The organism is Caldicoprobacter faecalis (assembly GCF_900115765.1).
Classification (GTDB): domain Bacteria; phylum Bacillota; class Clostridia; order Caldicoprobacterales; family Caldicoprobacteraceae; genus Caldicoprobacter; species Caldicoprobacter oshimai.
This window is the reverse complement of record NZ_FOXR01000014.1, coordinates 1-18,398: the sequence shown is the minus strand read 5'-3', so window position 1 is coordinate 18,398 and position 18,398 is coordinate 1. Positions and strand designations below refer to the sequence as shown.

Below are 18,398 nucleotides of genomic sequence, written 5' to 3'. Positions count from 1 at the left end.
TTTCAATTTTTTACAGCAGCTTCGGCAATCTTGATGATTTCATAAGCCAACTTCTGGGGATGATGTCTAATAAGCCCACTTGAAAAATCAGACAGGTCGGCCTGCACATATTCAATTCCCATCTCTTTTAGCTTGTGTATATCAGAGCAGTCGACCGGCGATGCACCTTCCTGCCTGTATTTTTTTAGCAGCTCATCCGGGAAGTCAGAACGGTTTACCAATACAACATCAATTATATTCCCTCCGCCGTGCTTTATAAGTGCTTTGACGTGATCCACGACCGAGTAGCCTGTGGTCTCTCCAGGCTGGGTCATCACGTTGCATACGTATATCTTCACAGCCCGGCTCCGCCGTATAGCCTCAGCCACTTCTTTTACTATAAGATTTGGAATAATGCTGGTATACAAGCTGCCCGGCCCCAATACTACCACATCGGCGTCTTCAATGGCCTCTATTACCTCGGGCAGCGCCCTGCACTCGGGATTGTCCATGGAGACCTCCTTTATAGGGCTGTTCTTCTTCACCTGCTCCTCGGGAATCCTGGATTCTCCATGGATAACAGTGCCATCCTCCAGCTTGGCCACCAGGTGAACGTTTTCAAGTGACACCGGCAGCACGCGACCGGTAACCGCCAGTACGCTGCTCACCTCTTTTATAGCGTTTACAAAGCCATCGGCGATATCTACCATGGCAGCTATGAGGAGGTTGCCCAGATTTTGACCCTTAAGAGACCCTTCCTTGAAGCGGTACTGAAGCAGCTGTTCCATAATGGGCTCTACATCTGCAAGCGCTAGAATGCAGTTCCTTATATCCCCTGGCGGCAATATCCCCAAATCCTGCCGCAGCATCCCGGAGCTGCCGCCATCATCGGCCACCGTCACAACAGCCGTTATATTCGAAGTATACAGCTTGAGCCCTCTGAGCAGGGTTGAAAGGCCGGTACCCCCGCCTATGGCAACCACTTTTGGCCCCTTAGATAATCCATTTTTATGGCGCAACCGCTGTTCAAACTTTTCATTCCCCGATTGCACGGGCTTCAATCGCTTAGCCATATGCAAAAGGCCAACGCCCAACGCCATTCCTACAGCTACACCTGTCACAAATCCCATACCCTCATCACTCTTCCTTATTATGAATATCACGATGCGAGACATCGACACGATGCCCTTTACTTCTAAGCATTTCGTAGATGAAATCAGCTATAGCCACTGAACGGTGCTTTCCACCTGTACACCCTATACCTATCACCAGCTGAGATTTGCCTTCTTTAATATAATAAGGAATCAAAAAATCCAGCATGTCTTCCAGCTTATTTAAAAATATTTGCGTTTCGGGAAACGAAAAAACATACTTTCTGACATCCGGGTCTTTACCCGTTTGGTTTTTGAGCTCATCTATATAAAACGGGTTTGGAAGAAACCTCACGTCAAACACCAAGTCAGCATCCACCAAAATGCCGTTTTTGTATCCAAATGAGACCACCGAAATGACCATGCTCTGGGAAGCTTGACTGTCACCAAACAGATTGAGAAGGGTTTCTTTTAGCTGTTTGGGCTGCATATAACTGGTATCTATGACGTAGGTGGCCTTCTCCTTAACGCTCTTTAAGCGTTCGCGCTCCATATTTATCCCCTGAATTATTCTTCCCTCTTTTACCAGGGGATGCATGCGCCTGCTTTCCTTATAGCGCTTTATCAAAACGTTATCGGCAGCATCAAGGAATAGAATTTCATAGTCATATCCCAATTCCTTCAGATTATACAGGCACTCAAACAGATCGTCAAAAAACCCTCCTCCACGGATATCCACCACAATAGCAATCTTGTCGATTTTGCCCGATGACTGGTAGCACAGCTCGGCAAATTTAGGAATAAGCTTTGGCGGCAGATTGTCAACGCAAAAGAAGCCCATATCCTCCATATACCGAATAGCGAGGGTTTTGCCCGCACCCGACAGGCCGGTGACTATCACAAAGCGCATGCCCTACTACCTACCTTCCTTTGTATGCGTTATACTGTCTGTATCAAAACTTCTACTATTACATTATAACACATTTAATACAAAAAATCTTGTGAATTTAAAATCCTGTCAGGAGGAACCCCGGCCCTTTGGGCAATCATAAGACCCCTCGCCATATTTCCTACATTCTCAGGGGTATGCGCATCGCTATTTATGACAAAGAGGGCGCCCTCTTCCATTGCGATCCTGACATACTCCTCCGTCATAAATCCATGGCTGCTGTTTATTTCCAAAAAAACCTTGTACTTAACGGCATGTTTTGCAAGAAGGCGGGTATCTATATCTATCTTGGCTCCCGGGTGAGTTATGGTGTGAATGGGATAGCGCTCCATTGCCCGTATCATAGCCATGGTGTTGTCATAGCGGAGCCTATCACGGTCACAAAGGGGCACCGCCGAGCACAGGGCATTTTTTAACAACAGCCTCCATCCATCCTTAAACGAGAACGGCATCACCGCTTTGTGAAACCCCATCAAAATGATGTCAAAGACTCCTATATATTCCTGCGGTATATCTATATCCCCTTCCATGCTTATCAGGTTGGCCTCTATGCCAAACAATATCTCTATGTCATCATACTTTTTTCTCAAACCGTCAATTTCTCGCCTCATCCTATCTATATCCTTAAGCCGCATGCCAATGCCGATGTGGTTAAACCCGTGATCGGTTATGGCTATTCTCTTAAGCCCCCGCTTTCGTGCTGCGATGACGTTCTGTTCAATTGTGCCTTTCCCGTGGCTGTAACGCGTATGCGTATGATAGTCAGCTGTCAAGCGATATTCCATAATAATTACTCCTTCATTCTTCGCCTACTATCCTGATTTCCGGTTTCAGCTCTACCCCATATTTTTCTTTAACTCTTTGCTGGATAACTTCGATAAGCGACAATACATCATTAGCAGTGGCGTTCCCCAGGTTGACTATAAACCCCGCGTGCTTTTCAGACACCTGGGCATCGCCTATCCTAAATCCTTTGAGCCCGGCATCCTCTATGAGTTTGCCCGCAAAATAACCCGGCGGACGCATGAAAACGCTGCCTGCGCTGGGCAGGGACAAAGGCTGTTTCTCCTGCCTTTTGCGCGTCAAATCGGCCATGACCGCCTTTATCTCTGCATACTTTCCCGGACTTAAAGCCAGGTTTGCCTCCAACACAATAAGCCCTCTTTTTTGAACATAGCTGGTACGATAGCCAAACTCAAGCTCAGCGTTGTCCAAGCAAAACTCGCTTCCATGGGCATCCATGACCTTAACCCAATCCACCACGTCCTTCATCTCGCCGCCATAAGCCCCTGCGTTCATGACGATAGCGCCGCCCAACGTTCCGGGTATGCCGCTTGCAAACTCTAATCCCTTGAGTTCGGCTTGAAGAGCTTTTTTGGAAAGGGTAGAAAGAAGCGCCCCTGCTTGGGCCTTTATACAGCAACCTTCAACCCATATGCGGTTGAAGGTGTTGGCAATCTTTATAACCACGCCCCTTATGCCTTTGTCCCTCACCAGCAGATTAGAGCCATTGCCCATGATTATAAAAGGCACATTCCATTTTTGACATACTTCTAAAGTACTGCGAATATGTTCAATTTCAGAGGGGAGGACCATCAAGTCAGCGGGGCCACCGATGCGAAATGAAGTATGGTTCTTCATGGGCTCATCTATAAGAAGTTGTTCCTTTGGGATAAAATGCGTCAATTCATTGTACACTTCATGAATATTCATAGCACAACTCCTATTGTTTTATAGTTTATAGTTTAAAAGTTTCAATCATCTTTCATACAACAACATTAAGTTTAAACCATTTTCATTTTATTGACAAGCGTTAATGGTCTATGGCTTCAGTTCCCAATTCCTGTTTTAGTTTGTTGTATTCGTTTTCCAAAAGCCGTACAGTTTTCTCATCACCTGGCCCGTACACATAATTTTTAAGAGAGATTTCCAGCTGATGCATTTGCGGGTCATCGGCGTATATGTCGCCTACAGTAGTGATTACAGGAAACATGCCTATGCTTTTGAGCTCCTGCTGTGCTTCATCCTCAAGCAATCCCTTTAAAAAAGATACGCACAGCTCAAGCTTTATGTGGTTATCGGTCCTGAGTATCCCAAAAGCCGCTATTTGGTCTAAAAACAGGCCTTTTTTGTCGGCTGGTAAACCTTTTACGGCTATCTCAAACCCATTGCCCGATTGCTGCAAAGCTCGCATCTGATATATAGCCCTGGTATTTGTAAGCATTATGCCAACCCTGCCCTGACCTGCGAAAAGGTCCCAGGCCTTGTTGTAGGAAAAGCCCAACATGCCTTGAGGTAAAGCTCCGGCTTGGTGCCATCGCATTAAATAGCTGTAAACCTGTTCATCTACTATTTTTCCCTGGCTACCATGAATAATACTCAACAAAGGGCGGCTATAGGGCGTGGAGTATGTACAAAAGCCGTAATATCGTTTTTCAGCCTTGCCCTCTTTCTCTGTAAAAGTCATGGTCCTCACCGCTGAATCCAAAAATGCATAGTCCAGCTGGCCTTCGGGGATGATGACCTCCTTTTCGTGTGCCAACTGAGCGTTGAACACAAGGGCATAGGCCCCCATCATATACGGCACCCCTATCATCTTGCCGTCCCTCACAACATGCTTATAGGCAACGGGATTTAGCTTTCTTAAATCTTCTTGGCTGAAGAATTCGTCCAAGTCCACCAAAAGGTCATGGGGTATTATATCCTCGTATACCGGCAAAGCAATGATATCGGGCAGAACATTATCCCCTGCATTTCCCTGGAAATACATCTTCATCCTGTCGGGGGTAATGTTCCTGACATCAATGAAGACGCCGGGATTCTGCTTTTCGAACTTTTCAACCTGAAGGTTTAGCCATCTGGTATTGCTCCCCGTTCCACAGTCTATGAAGTTCACATTCCACAGTGTTATCAAGCCTGTCCATTCAGGTTTTTTTCTAAAAAGGGGGTCCACAGGATCGGGAAGGCTCCTTAAATTCTTGGACAACGCCGGCCACCCTACAAAAAGAATAACCAATAATACCGCATATAAAAAAAGAGTAAATGGTTTTACCTTTAGCTTCATATTGCCCCTCCCGTCGAGTTCTTTCCGCCCTGCAAGGGACGAGGCTTTTTTCAGAATTGCTGTAAAACCCTTTACTCCATTTATATTTGTATAACCTACACAGTATTCCTTTGCTTTAATACATCGATCCCTCTAAAACGCGGACAGACCGGCGCCATTTCAAAGCACCCAAAAACCTCAGGAACCCCGGACATACGTCAAAGGTCAGCGTTCCTTGTTCATCTGTATCAAAGCGTTAAGCCTGTTATCCAGTTCGCGGGCAGCATGATAACCCATATTTTTGAGCCGGAAATTGCGGGCGGCGACCTCAACTATGATGGCTAAGTTTCTCCCCGGCCGAACTGGCAACACGATTTTGGGCAGCTTAACGCCCAAAATCTCGATGTACTCCTCATCCAGCCCCAGTCGGTCATACTCCTTATTGTCATCCCACAGTTCCATCTGTATCACCAAATCCAGAGGCTTGTTGTTTATAACCGCCCCTACCCCATACATGGCTTTAATGTCTATTATGCCTATCCCTCTTATCTCCATAAAATGCCTTATAAGCTCGGGGGCCTCACCTATCAGGCGATTGTCGGCCACCTTTTTTATCTCAACCGCGTCATCTGCCACAAGGCGATGCCCTCTCTTGATTAGCTCCAGCGCCGTCTCGCTTTTACCTATACCGCTTTCGCCCATCAAGAAAACTCCCACACCATACACATCCACCAATACTCCATGGCGAGTTATTCTGGGCGCCAGCGCAGAGGACAGATAGCTGGTAAGCTTGCTGATTAGATTTGTGGTAACCAGCTGTGAACGAAACACCGGGCGATCGTATTTCTTTGCCGCTTCAACCAGATAATCAGGTACCTCCATGCCGCGGGACACTATAAGGCATGGGATGTCGTATTTAAAGAACTGGCATAGCCGTTCAAAGCGGGTTTGAGGATCCAACCCATTAAGATATGTCATCTCGGTCTTCCCTACTACCTGGACCCTTTCGCTGGCGAAATAATCAAAGAATCCGGCAAACTGAAGCCCTGGCCTGTTGATATCGCTGGTGGTGATACCAATCTTTGGGTTATCGCCCATATATATAACTTCAAGCTCAAAAGCCTTAACGATGTCTTCTATTGGCACAGAGTTCAAAGGGCATTCCTCCCCCTAAGACGAATTTCTCCAGCACATGAGCAACGCCATTGTCATTGTTTGAATAGGTTACATAATCAGCGTGGGACTTTACAATTTCAGGCGCATTGCCCATGGCCACGCCCAACCCGGCATAGGTAAGCATGGGTATATCATTGAAACTGTCACCAATTGCGATGACCTCTTCGCGCTTAATGCCGTACATATCTGCGAGATACCTTACCGCATTTCCTTTGGTAGCCTCTATGTTGGTAAACTCCAAGTAATGAGCTTTTGAGATAGTAACCTGCAATTTTCCTTTATATTTTTCCTTATAGTGCTCCATCCATTTCAAAATGTTTTCTGGCTCGTCAATCATTATCAACTTAGTAGGTTCTTTTACCAGGAAATCTTCCAGGGAGCCTACAGCTTTTCCTGGAATGCCGCTCACCTTAAAATACAGGTCTGAATACTTGTTATGCTGTTCGAAATAATATTCATCATCGATATAAACCTGCAGGTGTATATTGTTTTTCTTGCTCTCTCGAATGATTTCCCTGGAAAGGTCCAGCGGCACCGGACAATGCAAAAGCACATTACGGGATAGGGCGTTTACTACCAGTGCCCCTTGATATGTGATAACAGGAGCATCGATTCCCAGCTGTTGCACATATGGAAGTGCCGATTTGAACATCCGGCCTGTGGCTATGGTCACAATAACCCCTTCCTCGATTGCACGGCGCACTGCTTGCTTGTTTTCCTGGCTAATTGTGAGGTTATCGTCCAGCAGCGAGTCGTCCAGGTCGATTGCAATCATTCTGTACTTCAAATCCTGTCACCCCGTAATATTTCAATGATAGGACCTACGAACTGGTCAAAATGCTATAATTTGGCCCTAGCTTACTTCAAATTACATTATTCGCTGGCGCGGTGGAATAATCGCCCATGCAATCAGATAAGCGATAACTCCTCCAATAAAAGCGGTGAGAAAAATCGACGCAAGCACCCACGCCAACCTGACGAGAGTAGAATCAATGCCGAAGTATTCAGCAATCCCGCCACATACGCCGGCGATCTTTTTATCGGTCTCCGAAAGATAAAGCTTTTTCAATGCAAACACCCCCTCGCTAATAAGTATATAATGCCAGTCAAATCGATGTCCAGCCTTTTTTAAGCTTCTTCATGTCCGCGTAAATACTCAATGACGTTTTGAGCAGCCTGCCTGTTCATACCCTCCACGCTGGCTAGCTCCTCTACCGTAGCGTTTCTTATGGCCTCTAGCGTACCAAAGCGCTTGAGCAAAGCCGCCCTGCGTTTGGGCCCAATTCCGGGGATATCCTCCAACACGGAATGCAGCCTGCTCTTCTCCCTCAGGCTACGGTGATAGCTTATAGCAAATCGATGTGCCTCATCCCGCACCCGCTGCAAGAGATGGAGGGCATCCGAATTCTTGGGAATGTTGACCGGATCGCTTTTTCCCTCTACATATACCTCTTCCAACCTTTTGGCTAGGCTGATCACCGGTATATCTTCCAGTCCAAGCTTCCGCAGGGCTTCAACAGCAGCATTTAACTGCCCTTTCCCTCCGTCAATGAGCACCAAATCCGGCATTCTCGAAAACTTTCCATCCTCTGGAGATTTCCCCTGCTGTCTTAGCTCTGCAATCTCTTCCATACCGCGCCTGAAGCGCCTCTCTATCACCTCGGCCATGCTGGCAAAGTCGTTGGGTCCCTCAACCGTTTTTATCCTGAACCTGCGGTAGTCGCTGTTTTTAGGTTTTCCTCCTTCGAACACAACCATGGATGCCACCGTTTCAGTTCCCTGGATGTTGGATATGTCAAACGCCTCTATGCGGTAGGGCGGCCTGTCTAGCCCAAGATACTCGGCCAATTGGTTAACAGCCCCCGCAGTTCTGGCCTCCTCCCTTTTCAGCTTATCCTCCAGGTTACGCAAAGCATCCTCGGCATTGCGCAGGGCCATATCCACCAGCTCTTTTTTATCGCCCTTCTTGGGAGCATGGATATAGACCCGGTTGCCCCTTTTCTCAGACAGCCACTTCATTATGACCTCGGCATCCTCTATATCTTCCTGCACCAAAATGACCTTGGGGATGTACAACGACATAATATAAAACTGCTTGATGAACGACGATATTACCTCTTTAAGTTCGGTGTCTCGCGTATCATCCAGGACAAACTGCTCGGTGCCGATCAGCTTGCCATTTCGTACGAAAAACACCTGGGCCACAGTATTGGTATCCCCCTGGGCAAAAGCGATTACGTCCATATCCTCCACCGAAGAGGTGTACACCACCTTTTGGTTTTCCCTTATGCGTTCAATCGCGGCAATCCTATCCCTGTACCGCGCCGCCTTTTCAAATTCCAGGTTGTTGGCTGCCTCTGCCATCTTGGTCCTCAAATCCTGCAGCAAATCGTCGTGCTTGCCGTCAAGAAATTTACATATCTCCTTGATCATTGCCTGATACTCTTCTTTGCTGATGTTACCCTGGCAGGGACCCTGGCACTGGTTTATGTGAAAATACAGACAAGGCCGTCCTTCCCTGACACCCTCCTTCACGTTTTTGTTGCACGACCTTACAGGGAATATCCTGCGCAGCAGCTCGATGGTCTCCCGCACCGCCTTTGCACTTGTATAAGGGCCAAAGTATTTGTTTTTGTCTTTTTTTACCCTGCGAGTCATGATTACCCTGGGATATTCCTCTTCAGTGGTAACCATTATATAAGGATAGGTTTTATCATCCTTGAGCAGAACGTTATACTTTGGCCTGTGCTTCTTTATCAAGTTGCATTCCAGTATGAGGGCTTCCAGCTCCGAGTCGGTCAATATATATTCAAAGTCCCGTATTTGGCTCACCATCACCCTGATTTTGGGCGAATGGTTACGGGAAGACTGAAAATACTGTTTCACCCTGTTTTTGAGCGATACGGCCTTGCCTACGTAAATGATGTCGCCGGCCTCATCCTTCATCAGATATACTCCCGGATGATCAGGAAGGTTCTTCAGCTTTTCCATCAGGTACTCCATACTCCTTGCACTGCCTTTCTGAGTCTGAGTCTCCTAACTATTTTAGCACATTTCACATTACAATTCACCTTTCAATTAAAACTTTAAACGCTCTTCGAGTTTGTGCTATAAAAAAAGAAGCCACACCTTGTATGGCTCCTTTCCCTATGCTGAACCTTGTATAGGCTCATTAAAACCAGAGGCGTATACTTACAAAAATTGCCCTGGTTACCCTATTAAAATAAGCTGCAGGTTCATCTCAGATGATGGGACACCTTTACAAGCGACAGCCGCGTAAGCGCGTTGTATACCACCAAGGTTATGGCTGAATCCACCAGGTGGTGAAGCACAGTTCCTATTCCTACGGCAACAAATGCCTGGTTCAAGCTGAATCCAAAGGGCAGCACCACCAATGCCTCCAGCAATCCGTGAAGAGGCGCCGTCATCAAAAGTATCATATAAAATGGCATACCCCTTTTGTACGCATACGCCCCCACCCCACCAAATATGGCATGCATCAGGGCCCTAGCGCCAATGACCGGTGATGTCTTAAGCACAAAACCTAACCCCGATACAACACCTGTAAATACTGCAACTGCCGGGCTTATGGTAATTGACAATAAAATGGGAACATGGGAAGCAATGGTAGCAGAAAAAGGGGGAATATGCACCATAAGAGGCGTATTTGCAAACAACAGGGGAATTAAAATTGCAACGGCGGCCAGCAACCCTCCCACAACAATGTCTCTGGTTTTCACCATGGATCCTCTCCCTCCCACTCTTTTAAGATGATGCCACTTGCTCAGCGGCTTGGACTTACGAGCACTAGCAACGTCAATTTGTTAACATATTATACTCCTTAAACTGTTGTCTTGTCAATAGTAAAGTCTGTTGTCTTGTCAAGTTTGTAGGTTGCCTTCGCGTAAGTTGGGGAGGGAAAGAGAATCAATACCCCAATTCAACGGCCTTTTCAAGAACCTTCCTGGCCAGGGGCGCTGCCTGCGTTCCCCCAGTTTCGCCTTGGCCTACATCTTCCAGCAAAACGGCAATGGCCAGCGTTGGATTGTCAACAGGAGCAAATCCGACAAACCAAGCAATGTTCTTGTTTGATTCATCCTTTGAGCCTTCTTCAGCCGTACCCGTCTTCCCTGCAATTGTTATTTTGTTTGATTGTGCTTGCTTGCCTGTACCCTCCAGGACCACCTTGACCATCATATTTTTCAGTGCTTCAGCATTTTCTTTATCCAAAACTTTCCTGTATACATCGGGTTCCAGCTGTTTTTGGATATCACCATTGCGCCCCACTACCTTGTACAGGAGTTTCGGCTCCATCATAATCCCGTCATTGGCTATGGTGGCTGCTATCATGGCCATATGAAGGGGGGTTACCAGGACTTTGCCCTGGCCTATAGCTGTCCAGGCCATCTCCTGCTTGCTGGTTCTGTAGCCAATGGGAAGGCTGCTCGGTTTCACCTTTATATCCGAAAACAAAAAATCGTCGTTGAATCCAAATCTTTTGCCTGTTTTCAATAAATCCTTCCATTCGATCTCGATTCCCAGGCTTGCAAATGTCGTATTGCACGAAACCACCAGCGCCTGCGTTAAATCCAACTCGCCATGTGCTTCTCCCTTATAACACTGTATCCTTTCACCATCAAACTCAACGGCTCCAGTGCAGTTGAACTTCCTTTGGCGTATATCTTCTATGTTTTCCAGAGCAGAAGCTGCTGTAATCAGTTTAAATATAGAGCCAGGCGGATACAACCCCTGTGTGGCTCGATTCACCAGGCTATCATCGTCAACCCTTTCCATATCATTGGGATTGAAGGTGGGATGGCTTACCATAGTAAGTATTTCACCGGTTTTGGGATTTATCAATACCACGCTTCCTTTCTTACCCTGCTTTCTCATAAGCCCGCTGACATAATCCTGAAGCCTGAAGTCCACCGTCAGAACCACGTCGTTTCCCCGTTCCTGAGGCAAAAAGGCTTTCTGGTATATCTTCTCTATGAGGCTGTTGTTGTATCCCATAAGATAATAGATGTAGAATGCCTCCACACCCATTCGCCCATATTTGCTGTGATTGACCCCGACAACGTGGGCTACGCTGGCAGCCTCATTGTGATAAACCCTGAAATAGTATTTTTCGTCTTTGCCGGTTGTGGGATTTTTTACGAGTTCGTCTTTGGTTTCCGCAAGCACTACGCCGTTTCTATCCATGATACTACCGGGTATAATCCGAGGATTTGTTTCATCCATCTTCACACGGGTATTATAGGAATCTGCAAACCACCTGCTTCCGTAGAACAACACGGCATAACAAAAGTAAGCAATCAATGACAGATAAAGCGCAGTAAGGACCAGGAGCACGCCGATGGTGTTTCTTTTAATCTTCCTCTTGCTCATCGTAACGTTCATCCTCCTCACCGTGCTGCTGCGCGTCCTTGTCCTGCTTTTTCTGGTTGTTTTTAATGGCTATCCCCTGCATTATACCCAGCAGTCCGAAGCTCACCAGCATGGAACTACCTCCATAGCTCACAAAAGGCATGGTAACCCCCGTCAGAGGGATCAACTTGACAACCCCACCTATGATAGTGAAGCTTTGGATGGCAAGGGATATGGTGGCTCCCATGGCCAGCAGCGTGTCTCCCGGTTTTTTTGCTCTCAGAGCAATAACAGCCCCTCTCACCATTATCAACAGATAAAGCCCTATTATTGATACACCGGTTAGTATCCCCATCTCTTCGCAAATTGCGGCAAATATAAAATCTGTCTTGGAAGCCGGGATTACATATGGCGAACCCAAGCCCAAGCCCAAACCTACCCAGCCGCCGCTGGCAATGGCTATAAGCGATTGAGCAATTTGATACCCTTTGTTCTCCACATCTGCCCAGGGATTGCGCCATGCTGCTATACGGGTACGCACATGCCCAAATAGATGATAGCTTATAAAGGCGCCCAGAGAAGCCAGGAAAGAAGCGCCAGCGGCTATCAACCAATCGGAAGTGGCTATATAATAAAGAAATACGAAAAGGCAAAAATAAAGAAATGCTGCTCCAAGGTCCTTTTGCAGCACCACAAGCAGTATCACGGACGCCGTAAACAGCAATACCGGTAAGCGCCTTAACCTGTTCTTGTTTGTTTTCAGATCTGCGCTCAAAACGAACACCAGGATAATCTTTACAAACTCTGAGGGCTGCACGTTGTACTTCCAAATTTGTATCCAGTTTTTTGCCCCGCCTATCTCCTTCCCTATGGCCAGGGTCAATATCAAAACTCCGAGGCCAATAATCATCAAAGGATAGTTCAGCTTATCCCAGTGCTTGAAGAATTTTACATATAGGATGGTGAGCAATAAAAAAATGCTGCCCAGCCCAAACCATTCCACCTGGCGAAATGCAAGAGCGGGCTGCAGCCTCTGAAGCATAATGAAACCAACTATACACAGTGTATCAACCATCAGCAGCAAATATCTGTCTATCCCGCCAAACAGGTAACACAATAACAAATATTGAAACAAAAAAGTAGAGCACACCAGTATGCCCATCAATAAAGTCAAAACATCCAATTTGCCATTTAGCGACAAAAGGACAAAAGCCGTCAAGGCAAACAGCACCAGCACAAACGGGATGTTGCCGGTTGATTCCTCTGCTGTTGCCTTGACGTTGCTCAAATACCGCACCGTGGAAACCAAGCTGCGCACAAATATATATAAAATGAGCAGCACAAACCAGTATCTCATGGTAAGGGCAAGTATCTCGTACTCTTTAGCAGGCATCTCCCCACTGCCTTTCCGTTCGATATAGTTTCTTCTTCATATTTTAATCTTCTTTAACGGAAAAGTAAAGCTTACAAAGATAGGAGGCCTGCTACCATAAAGCCCAAAGGAGATCAGCCCAACATTATGGTGGCTGACCCTATGCCAAAAGGAAGCACTGTATACCTTTCTGTAAAGTTAGCGAAATCCACAAAGGTGTGCGGTCCCACAAACAAAGCATCCTCAATTCCTGCAACACGATTGGGGCCCATGAGGTTAAAAAGCGTAGTAGCTGCCACCAGCTTTATCTCATTCTGCCCCGCCCTTATAAATTCCGTCACATCGAATACATAAGGACGCCAGTATTTTACCCCACAATATTCCCCATTGACATAGAGCTCAATGCAGGCAGCCTCCACATCGTTTATCTTCAAGTATATCCTCTTTCCTTCTTCAATGACATCGGCCTTGAGGTCCACACACGACTTGAACTCGGCTTTACCGGCATAGAACGGATATCCGGAAACAGTAAGGTTGCCACAGTTGGACACGCTGATGCATCCGTCTATCGCAAACTTCACCTTATCATCATCCACCACCGCAAAGTCTCCCACGATGTACACCGCTTCTACCTCGGTGGGTGCATGGCTTTTAAAATCTTCAACCCGCAAATGCGTCCCCGGCCCGGTTATGTTGTTGGACTTCTTGCCTTCAAGCACCAGTTTGTTTTTGCCCTTCACCAAAGTCCCGGTCAGCGGTACCTTGGTGAAATTCACATCTTTCCAGCTCTTTTGCGGATCAAAGGCTCCCATCTCTCCCCTGCGTTTGAGCGGCTTTACCTCTACCCCGTTGCAGGTAATCCTATCCAGGTTTTCGGCCACCTCTATGGCTGCAAATACTTCACCCTCTGGAAGGTTCAGTACCTCAAAGATGTATTCGGCTCTGAACGGCGTCCCCTCAGGCGCTTTGTAAAACCACTGATGCAGCACCTTGGTAACAGGTTCATCCTGCGCCACCAATTTGCCATCCAGATACAGGGTAACGTCGTTAATGGGCATTACGTTTTGTTCAAGAACCGATACCTCCCAATCACGTACAAACTGCAATGCAAGGGGTTGCTCAACCAGCTGCACTCCGCTGTCCAGATAGGCGGGTGCTGGTTTAGCTGGAATTTCGGCATTGGGCAGCAGAATGAGAAGGCTTCCAGCAGGATAGAACCTGACCTTGAATTCAATTCGGCCATCGCGCCAAACCGCCGGCAGGCGGAATACCTCCCCTGACATCAAATCCAAAATGAGAGGCGTACCCTGACCAGGCACAGAAACTTTGGCCCAAACCTCTCGCTTCTCATCGGTGTTGGCCAAAAACAGCAGCCTGCCCTGGCTCAAGCTACGTTGATGGCATAAAACCTTATGGGCATTGGAACCGGTTGCCTCGTCTATGATTTTAATTCTATCTTTGTAATAACCATCAAGTATGAAAATCACGTCGCTTACGGTCTTCACCCTGTGTATGCCCTCTGGCCAATCGATGGCAGCTACCTTTCCATCGATCCTTTCGGGCATCGGATACATGAATATCAGCCTGTCTGGGCCGGCTGCCTGTGCGAACTCCTTCAAAAGCCTGACGGTGGATGAGCGCAGTGTCAGAGCCGGCGGAACTACCACCGTAGAATATGAATGCTGCCCTATTACAAGCTTGCCATCTACGACCTTAGCATATTTCTCCATTATCATCTCATCGCCATAATGGAAATCCAGCTTATTAGCCATGAGCGTTTTGGAAAGGTTTGTAAATGGCTCATCGTATACTCCCTTTTCTATCGCATAGTTGTTATACCTGTGCAATGGCGAATATTCGCTCCATACGCTGGCGATGGGATGCAAAACCAGTATATCAACATCCCTCTTGCCCTGGGACACGGCGTAGCACAGGCGGCCTATATAATCGCCGAACTGCCTTTCATTTTCCCACCACGGCTGCTGGTAGTAGAAGTTGGGTGGATAGTCCCTCTTCCTTTCACCCCGCATCGAATAAAGCGACAGATGGTGGTTTACAAAGCTTATGCCCAGCGCAGCCTGCCAGTCAGCTATCCACTTCCTGTGGTAAAAGCTGGATTGCTGGCCTATGCAGCCAAACACCTCGCAAAAGGCCCTTTCCTTGCCCAGCTGATCGACAACAGATGTGACCTGTTTTACCGTGACCAGCTGGTCAACATGCCTTCCCAGCTTGTCGATCCCAGGCCAGTGCATAAACTCGTAATGCGGCATAGCAGCGCCGATCCACTGAAGCTGGGAAACCAGCGTATCCTCAGCCATGAAGTGGCCGGTCATCTTCAGGTTGTTATTTTCGCACCATGTATAATACTCTTTGGTAAAACTTTCAAGGAATAAGCGGGTTGCGGCATCAAAAAAGTCAAAACGAACTTTGCGGTAATCATCTACATCAAAGAACAGCTCATGCAGGTGCTCCTCAATATCGTAGCCTTTCAGGTCTTTGAAGAACGGCGGAAGGCATTCTGACCAGGGCAATGCTGGAACGTTGTAGTGTCCTGCCATAAGGTAGCATGGTTCATCCGTGAATATACCTGGGATTTCTTTTCCAAAGTATTCCCCGCAAGCTTCCTTGTATCGTTCATGTGTGCAGTCAATGAAGGCTTTAACCGCTTCAGGGTTCATCAAGTCCACATAGCACGTACCGTTGAACCAAGCGTTCCCCAGCGTTGACACCCTCTTGCATATGTAATAGGTATCGCCTTCATGGACGTATTCTGCAAGCACCGTATCGTTCTCGGTCAACTCCTCCTTTTTGAGCAGCACCAGTGTGCGGCTCCTGTACTCTTCACTGGCGGTAGGCACTTCGCCGCCTGCAAAGCCCGAAGGCCATTTGTCTTCGTCGTACAGCCATGCAAAGGTTTGGGTGGCCCTCGCATGCTGCGCACACGTGCGAACCATTTCCATCCACTGCTGTGAGAGGTATCCAGTCACAAGGCCCACGCGGGAGTGCATGAAATACCCTCCCCAGCCTTTTTGAGCCATCTCGCTTATCTGCCTTTTCAGCTCTTCTTTGTCCAGCTTATCGTTCCAGCTCCAAAAAGGCGCAGGCCGATAAATAGGTGCCGGATTTTTAAATTCCTGTAAATCCATATAAATCCCCCCAAAGCTATAATTTAAGAACGCCAATCTAATCTGCTTGAAGATGTAAAAATCGAATGTGCTTGCTTACATCATCAGAGGAAACTCTATTTTGACGTTTGCTGCCATGGCCTTAAAGAAAGAGAAGAACAGTCTTTGTCTTAATTATAGCTTAATTGGAAAAATATTCAACAACTCCACACCGTTTAAGTCAAATATTGATTTGCCGTTGTTTGTATGCTATAATTATCCTTGACGGGCGCCTGTAGCTCAGGGGATAGAGTGTTCGACTCCGAATCGAAAGGTCGCGGGTTCGAGTCCCGCCAGGCGCACCAAAACCCTGTAACAAAGCGGTTACAGGGCTTTTCATTTTCTGGAAATTGGTTTTCCCCACCCTTTTCCCACAGTAAAAAATGTAATTTTTTCGTTTTGCTTATGGAAGAATCAACTTCATATTTGTTACGTCTATATATGGTGATATATCCTCATCGTACTCTTTTATTGATACCCCCTCATTGAGAGCAGTTATCTCTCCCACATAATCTTCTGCTTTGTATACCTTTTTGCTTGACTGCAAATCAATTATATACCCTTCATACTGCACAACTACGTGATAAATGTACAGCTCCTCGGATTTATTGTCCGGCGTTCTAAAAAACGCCAGCCGGTGCCCCTCTTTCGGCGCAATAAACGTTATCTTTTTCTTTTCCCCAGGCAATTTATCCAGTAATTTCATCACCTTTTCCGCTATCTCGGAGCAGTCCTCATTTTCATGCATCTGTATGTTAGCTTCACTTATCAGCCCTTTTAGTTCATCATAATCCACTTTTGCTTCCCCCAAAAATCGCTAATACAATAGTTTAATGCCATATTTTTCTAAAGTGTCTATATAGTAATAATCCCTGTTAAAATACGTAACGAGCGTCAAACGTTCTCCCTTGATCCCAGTGGCGGATTCTCTGTCCACTATGGCTATTCCTTCAGAATTATCCGGCTTTTTCAATGCTATTGAATAGTCCTCTTCACTGTACAGCGCCAGTTTCCTGTTTACCTTGATAAACGTTGTTTCGTCCATGTTTACATACATCTCAAATACTGCTAATCTCTGCTTCTGCACAAGCAGGCAGTAATATCCCTTCACAGGGATGTTTATAAAAAATCCATCCTGGATCGACTGCCCCTCTACCTGGTTTGTAACCTTTATTCGTGTAATTATATCCTGTATTTCTTCAGGCATTACCCTATCCTCTTTTAACGACCCGTCTATCACCTGTCGGGTACCAATAATTCGCTTCGATATCTTGTTTATCACTTTATTTAAAGCGTTTTTCTTTTCCTCTTTCAGCACTTTTATGTCTGCTTCGGCAAGGTTGTTAAAAATTAATGATCGCGCCTCAAAATACTCTTCCATTGCCAGTTTTGGATACGAATACTTTATAATGAGTTCTACTTCCCTATCAATCATAGTTTTTCCTGGTCATCTAAACTGTTCAAAACTCCACCAAGTTTAGACGGCTGGGGTATTTCTTACCGCCTTTCAAGTTGTCCCATCCCCAGCAGGCGGTATTTGGGACAACCATAGCCCCTGCCCCAAGAAGCAGGAACTTGCGCCCTTATCCGGGTCCCCCCACTTGCCCTGAGTACATCACCCTCCTCAGGACAGAGACATCTCTTAATACCTTCTCGAGAAAGAGAGTGGCATCACCACCGCTACCTTGAGAACTCGCCACAGCCTGTAGCTTCCGCTACTGGCACCAAGACTTGTTCCATCCAGTGGCCTCGGTACCTCACTCGGCTCACTCCCAAGGCTTTGTATAAACGCCCTTTGCCTTGTTCAGTTGACATATTTTTATAGCCAATATGATACCATTAAACCACATTAAAAGCAATAAATCCGGCATTAATCTACTTATACCTTTTCAAACTGAACCAAAATGTGCTACCCTCATCGACCTCTGAAACTACTCCGTGTTTGGTACCGTGCATTTCCATAATGGATTTTACAATTGACAATCCTATGCCTGTCCCTGTTACTGCCCGCTTGTGATTTTTATCGACTTTATAATATCTATCCCATACATATGGTAAATCCTCTTGTCACCGCCGGTGTATAATTGACCCAGGAGCAACGAAAAGGAATTGACCCACGCCCTGGCGAATTATCCCTCTGATTAATCCTACAAAGAATCGGGGGGAAATAAATGCTAGGGAGTGGATCTATTATCATGTTACACGAATTAAAAGCAAAGGGCAAGAGCATTCGTGCAATCGCTAAAGAGACTGGCCT

At 46.5% G+C, this 18,398-nt stretch carries 15 protein-coding genes, 1 tRNA gene and 1 pseudogene; 1 reads left to right on the top strand and 16 read right to left on the bottom strand.

The genetic code is table 11. From position 1 onward, the window contains the following. Positions 1-2: 2 nt before the first annotated feature. From BM241_RS06885 to BM241_RS06825, 13 genes are all read right to left on the bottom strand, one after another. Complete coding sequence (locus BM241_RS06885; RefSeq protein WP_449240106.1) at positions 3-1,160, bottom strand: gluconeogenesis factor YvcK family protein; 1,158 nt, start codon at positions 1,158-1,160, stop codon at positions 3-5. After that, positions 1,117-1,980 (bottom strand): RNase adapter RapZ, encoded by an 864-nt coding sequence (gene rapZ, locus BM241_RS06880; protein ID WP_025746758.1) that lies wholly within the window; start codon positions 1,978-1,980, stop codon positions 1,117-1,119. Before rapZ ends, BM241_RS06885 begins: the two co-directional genes overlap by 44 nt. Positions 1,981-2,054: 74 nt before the next feature. Continuing rightward, positions 2,055-2,804 carry a PHP domain-containing protein gene (locus BM241_RS06875; protein ID WP_035145942.1) on the bottom strand — a complete coding sequence of 250 codons (750 nt, stop codon included), beginning with the start codon at positions 2,802-2,804 and terminating at the stop codon, positions 2,055-2,057. Positions 2,805-2,817: 13 nt separating this feature from the next. Next, a complete protein-coding gene (murB, locus tag BM241_RS06870) occupies positions 2,818-3,726 on the bottom strand; it encodes a UDP-N-acetylmuramate dehydrogenase (RefSeq protein ID WP_092282362.1) in 909 nt (302 codons plus the stop codon). A 106-nt stretch (positions 3,727-3,832) separates the two neighbouring features. After that, entirely contained in the window at positions 3,833-5,083 is a 1,251-nt protein-coding gene (locus BM241_RS06865; RefSeq protein ID WP_025746761.1) for an ABC transporter substrate-binding protein, read from the bottom strand. Positions 5,084-5,287: 204 nt separating this feature from the next. Beyond that, positions 5,288-6,217: an HPr(Ser) kinase/phosphatase gene (gene hprK, locus BM241_RS06860; RefSeq protein ID WP_025746762.1), complete on the bottom strand. Its 930-nt coding sequence runs from the start codon at positions 6,215-6,217 to the stop codon at positions 5,288-5,290. After that, positions 6,186-7,025 (bottom strand): Cof-type HAD-IIB family hydrolase, encoded by an 840-nt coding sequence (locus tag BM241_RS06855; protein ID WP_025746763.1) that lies wholly within the window; start codon positions 7,023-7,025, stop codon positions 6,186-6,188. The genes hprK and BM241_RS06855 overlap by 32 nt, the downstream gene beginning before the upstream one ends. An 81-nt stretch (positions 7,026-7,106) precedes the next feature. Continuing rightward, a complete protein-coding gene (locus BM241_RS06850) occupies positions 7,107-7,307 on the bottom strand; it encodes a PspC domain-containing protein (RefSeq protein ID WP_025746764.1) in 201 nt (66 codons plus the stop codon). 59 nt (positions 7,308-7,366) lie between these two features. Further along, positions 7,367-9,229 (bottom strand): excinuclease ABC subunit UvrC, encoded by a 1,863-nt coding sequence (gene uvrC, locus BM241_RS06845; RefSeq protein WP_242948297.1) that lies wholly within the window; start codon positions 9,227-9,229, stop codon positions 7,367-7,369. Between the two features lie 245 nt (positions 9,230-9,474). Then, positions 9,475-9,978 carry a hypothetical protein gene (locus BM241_RS06840; protein ID WP_025746766.1) on the bottom strand — a complete coding sequence of 168 codons (504 nt, stop codon included), beginning with the start codon at positions 9,976-9,978 and terminating at the stop codon, positions 9,475-9,477. 187 nt (positions 9,979-10,165) lie between these two features. After that, a complete protein-coding gene (locus BM241_RS06835) occupies positions 10,166-11,626 on the bottom strand; it encodes a peptidoglycan D,D-transpeptidase FtsI family protein (RefSeq protein WP_025746767.1) in 1,461 nt (486 codons plus the stop codon). Beyond that, positions 11,607-12,998 (bottom strand): FtsW/RodA/SpoVE family cell cycle protein, encoded by a 1,392-nt coding sequence (locus BM241_RS06830; protein ID WP_025746768.1) that lies wholly within the window; start codon positions 12,996-12,998, stop codon positions 11,607-11,609. The genes BM241_RS06835 and BM241_RS06830 overlap by 20 nt, the downstream gene beginning before the upstream one ends. 113 nt (positions 12,999-13,111) lie before the next feature. Next, complete coding sequence (locus tag BM241_RS06825; RefSeq protein ID WP_025746769.1) at positions 13,112-16,123, bottom strand: hypothetical protein; 3,012 nt, start codon at positions 16,121-16,123, stop codon at positions 13,112-13,114. Between the two features lie 247 nt (positions 16,124-16,370). On the opposite strand from BM241_RS06825, the gene BM241_RS06820 reads away from it, so the two are divergent. Continuing rightward, positions 16,371-16,446, top strand: a tRNA-Arg gene (locus BM241_RS06820). A 98-nt stretch (positions 16,447-16,544) separates the two neighbouring features. On the opposite strand, the gene BM241_RS06815 is transcribed toward BM241_RS06820, so the two are convergent. From BM241_RS06815 to BM241_RS06800, 3 genes and pseudogenes are all read right to left on the bottom strand, one after another. After that, complete coding sequence (locus BM241_RS06815; RefSeq protein WP_025746770.1) at positions 16,545-16,937, bottom strand: hypothetical protein; 393 nt, start codon at positions 16,935-16,937, stop codon at positions 16,545-16,547. Positions 16,938-16,958: 21 nt separating this feature from the next. Continuing rightward, positions 16,959-17,576: a hypothetical protein gene (locus tag BM241_RS06810; RefSeq protein WP_025746771.1), complete on the bottom strand. Its 618-nt coding sequence runs from the start codon at positions 17,574-17,576 to the stop codon at positions 16,959-16,961. 440 nt (positions 17,577-18,016) lie between these two features. Further along, a pseudogene (locus BM241_RS06800) lies at positions 18,017-18,208 on the bottom strand (ATP-binding protein); the annotation flags it as partial. Positions 18,209-18,398: the final 190 nt, after the last annotated feature.

Excerpts from the sequence above, each read along its gene's own strand:
- BM241_RS06835 (WP_025746767.1), bottom strand. The coding sequence starts at position 11,626 with ATGAGCAAGAGGAAGATTAAAAGAAACACCATCGGCGTGCTCCTGGTC.
- BM241_RS06875 (WP_035145942.1), bottom strand. The coding sequence starts at position 2,804 with ATGGAATATCGCTTGACAGCTGACTATCATACGCATACGCGTTACAGC.
- rapZ (WP_025746758.1), bottom strand. The coding sequence starts at position 1,980 with ATGCGCTTTGTGATAGTCACCGGCCTGTCGGGTGCGGGCAAAACCCTC.
- BM241_RS06830 (WP_025746768.1), bottom strand. The coding sequence starts at position 12,998 with ATGCCTGCTAAAGAGTACGAGATACTTGCCCTTACCATGAGATACTGG.
- BM241_RS06810 (WP_025746771.1), bottom strand. The coding sequence starts at position 17,576 with ATGATTGATAGGGAAGTAGAACTCATTATAAAGTATTCGTATCCAAAA.
- BM241_RS06825 (WP_025746769.1), bottom strand. The coding sequence starts at position 16,123 with ATGGATTTACAGGAATTTAAAAATCCGGCACCTATTTATCGGCCTGCG.
- uvrC (WP_242948297.1), bottom strand. The coding sequence starts at position 9,229 with ATGGAAAAGCTGAAGAACCTTCCTGATCATCCGGGAGTATATCTGATG.
- BM241_RS06865 (WP_025746761.1), bottom strand. The coding sequence starts at position 5,083 with ATGAAGCTAAAGGTAAAACCATTTACTCTTTTTTTATATGCGGTATTA.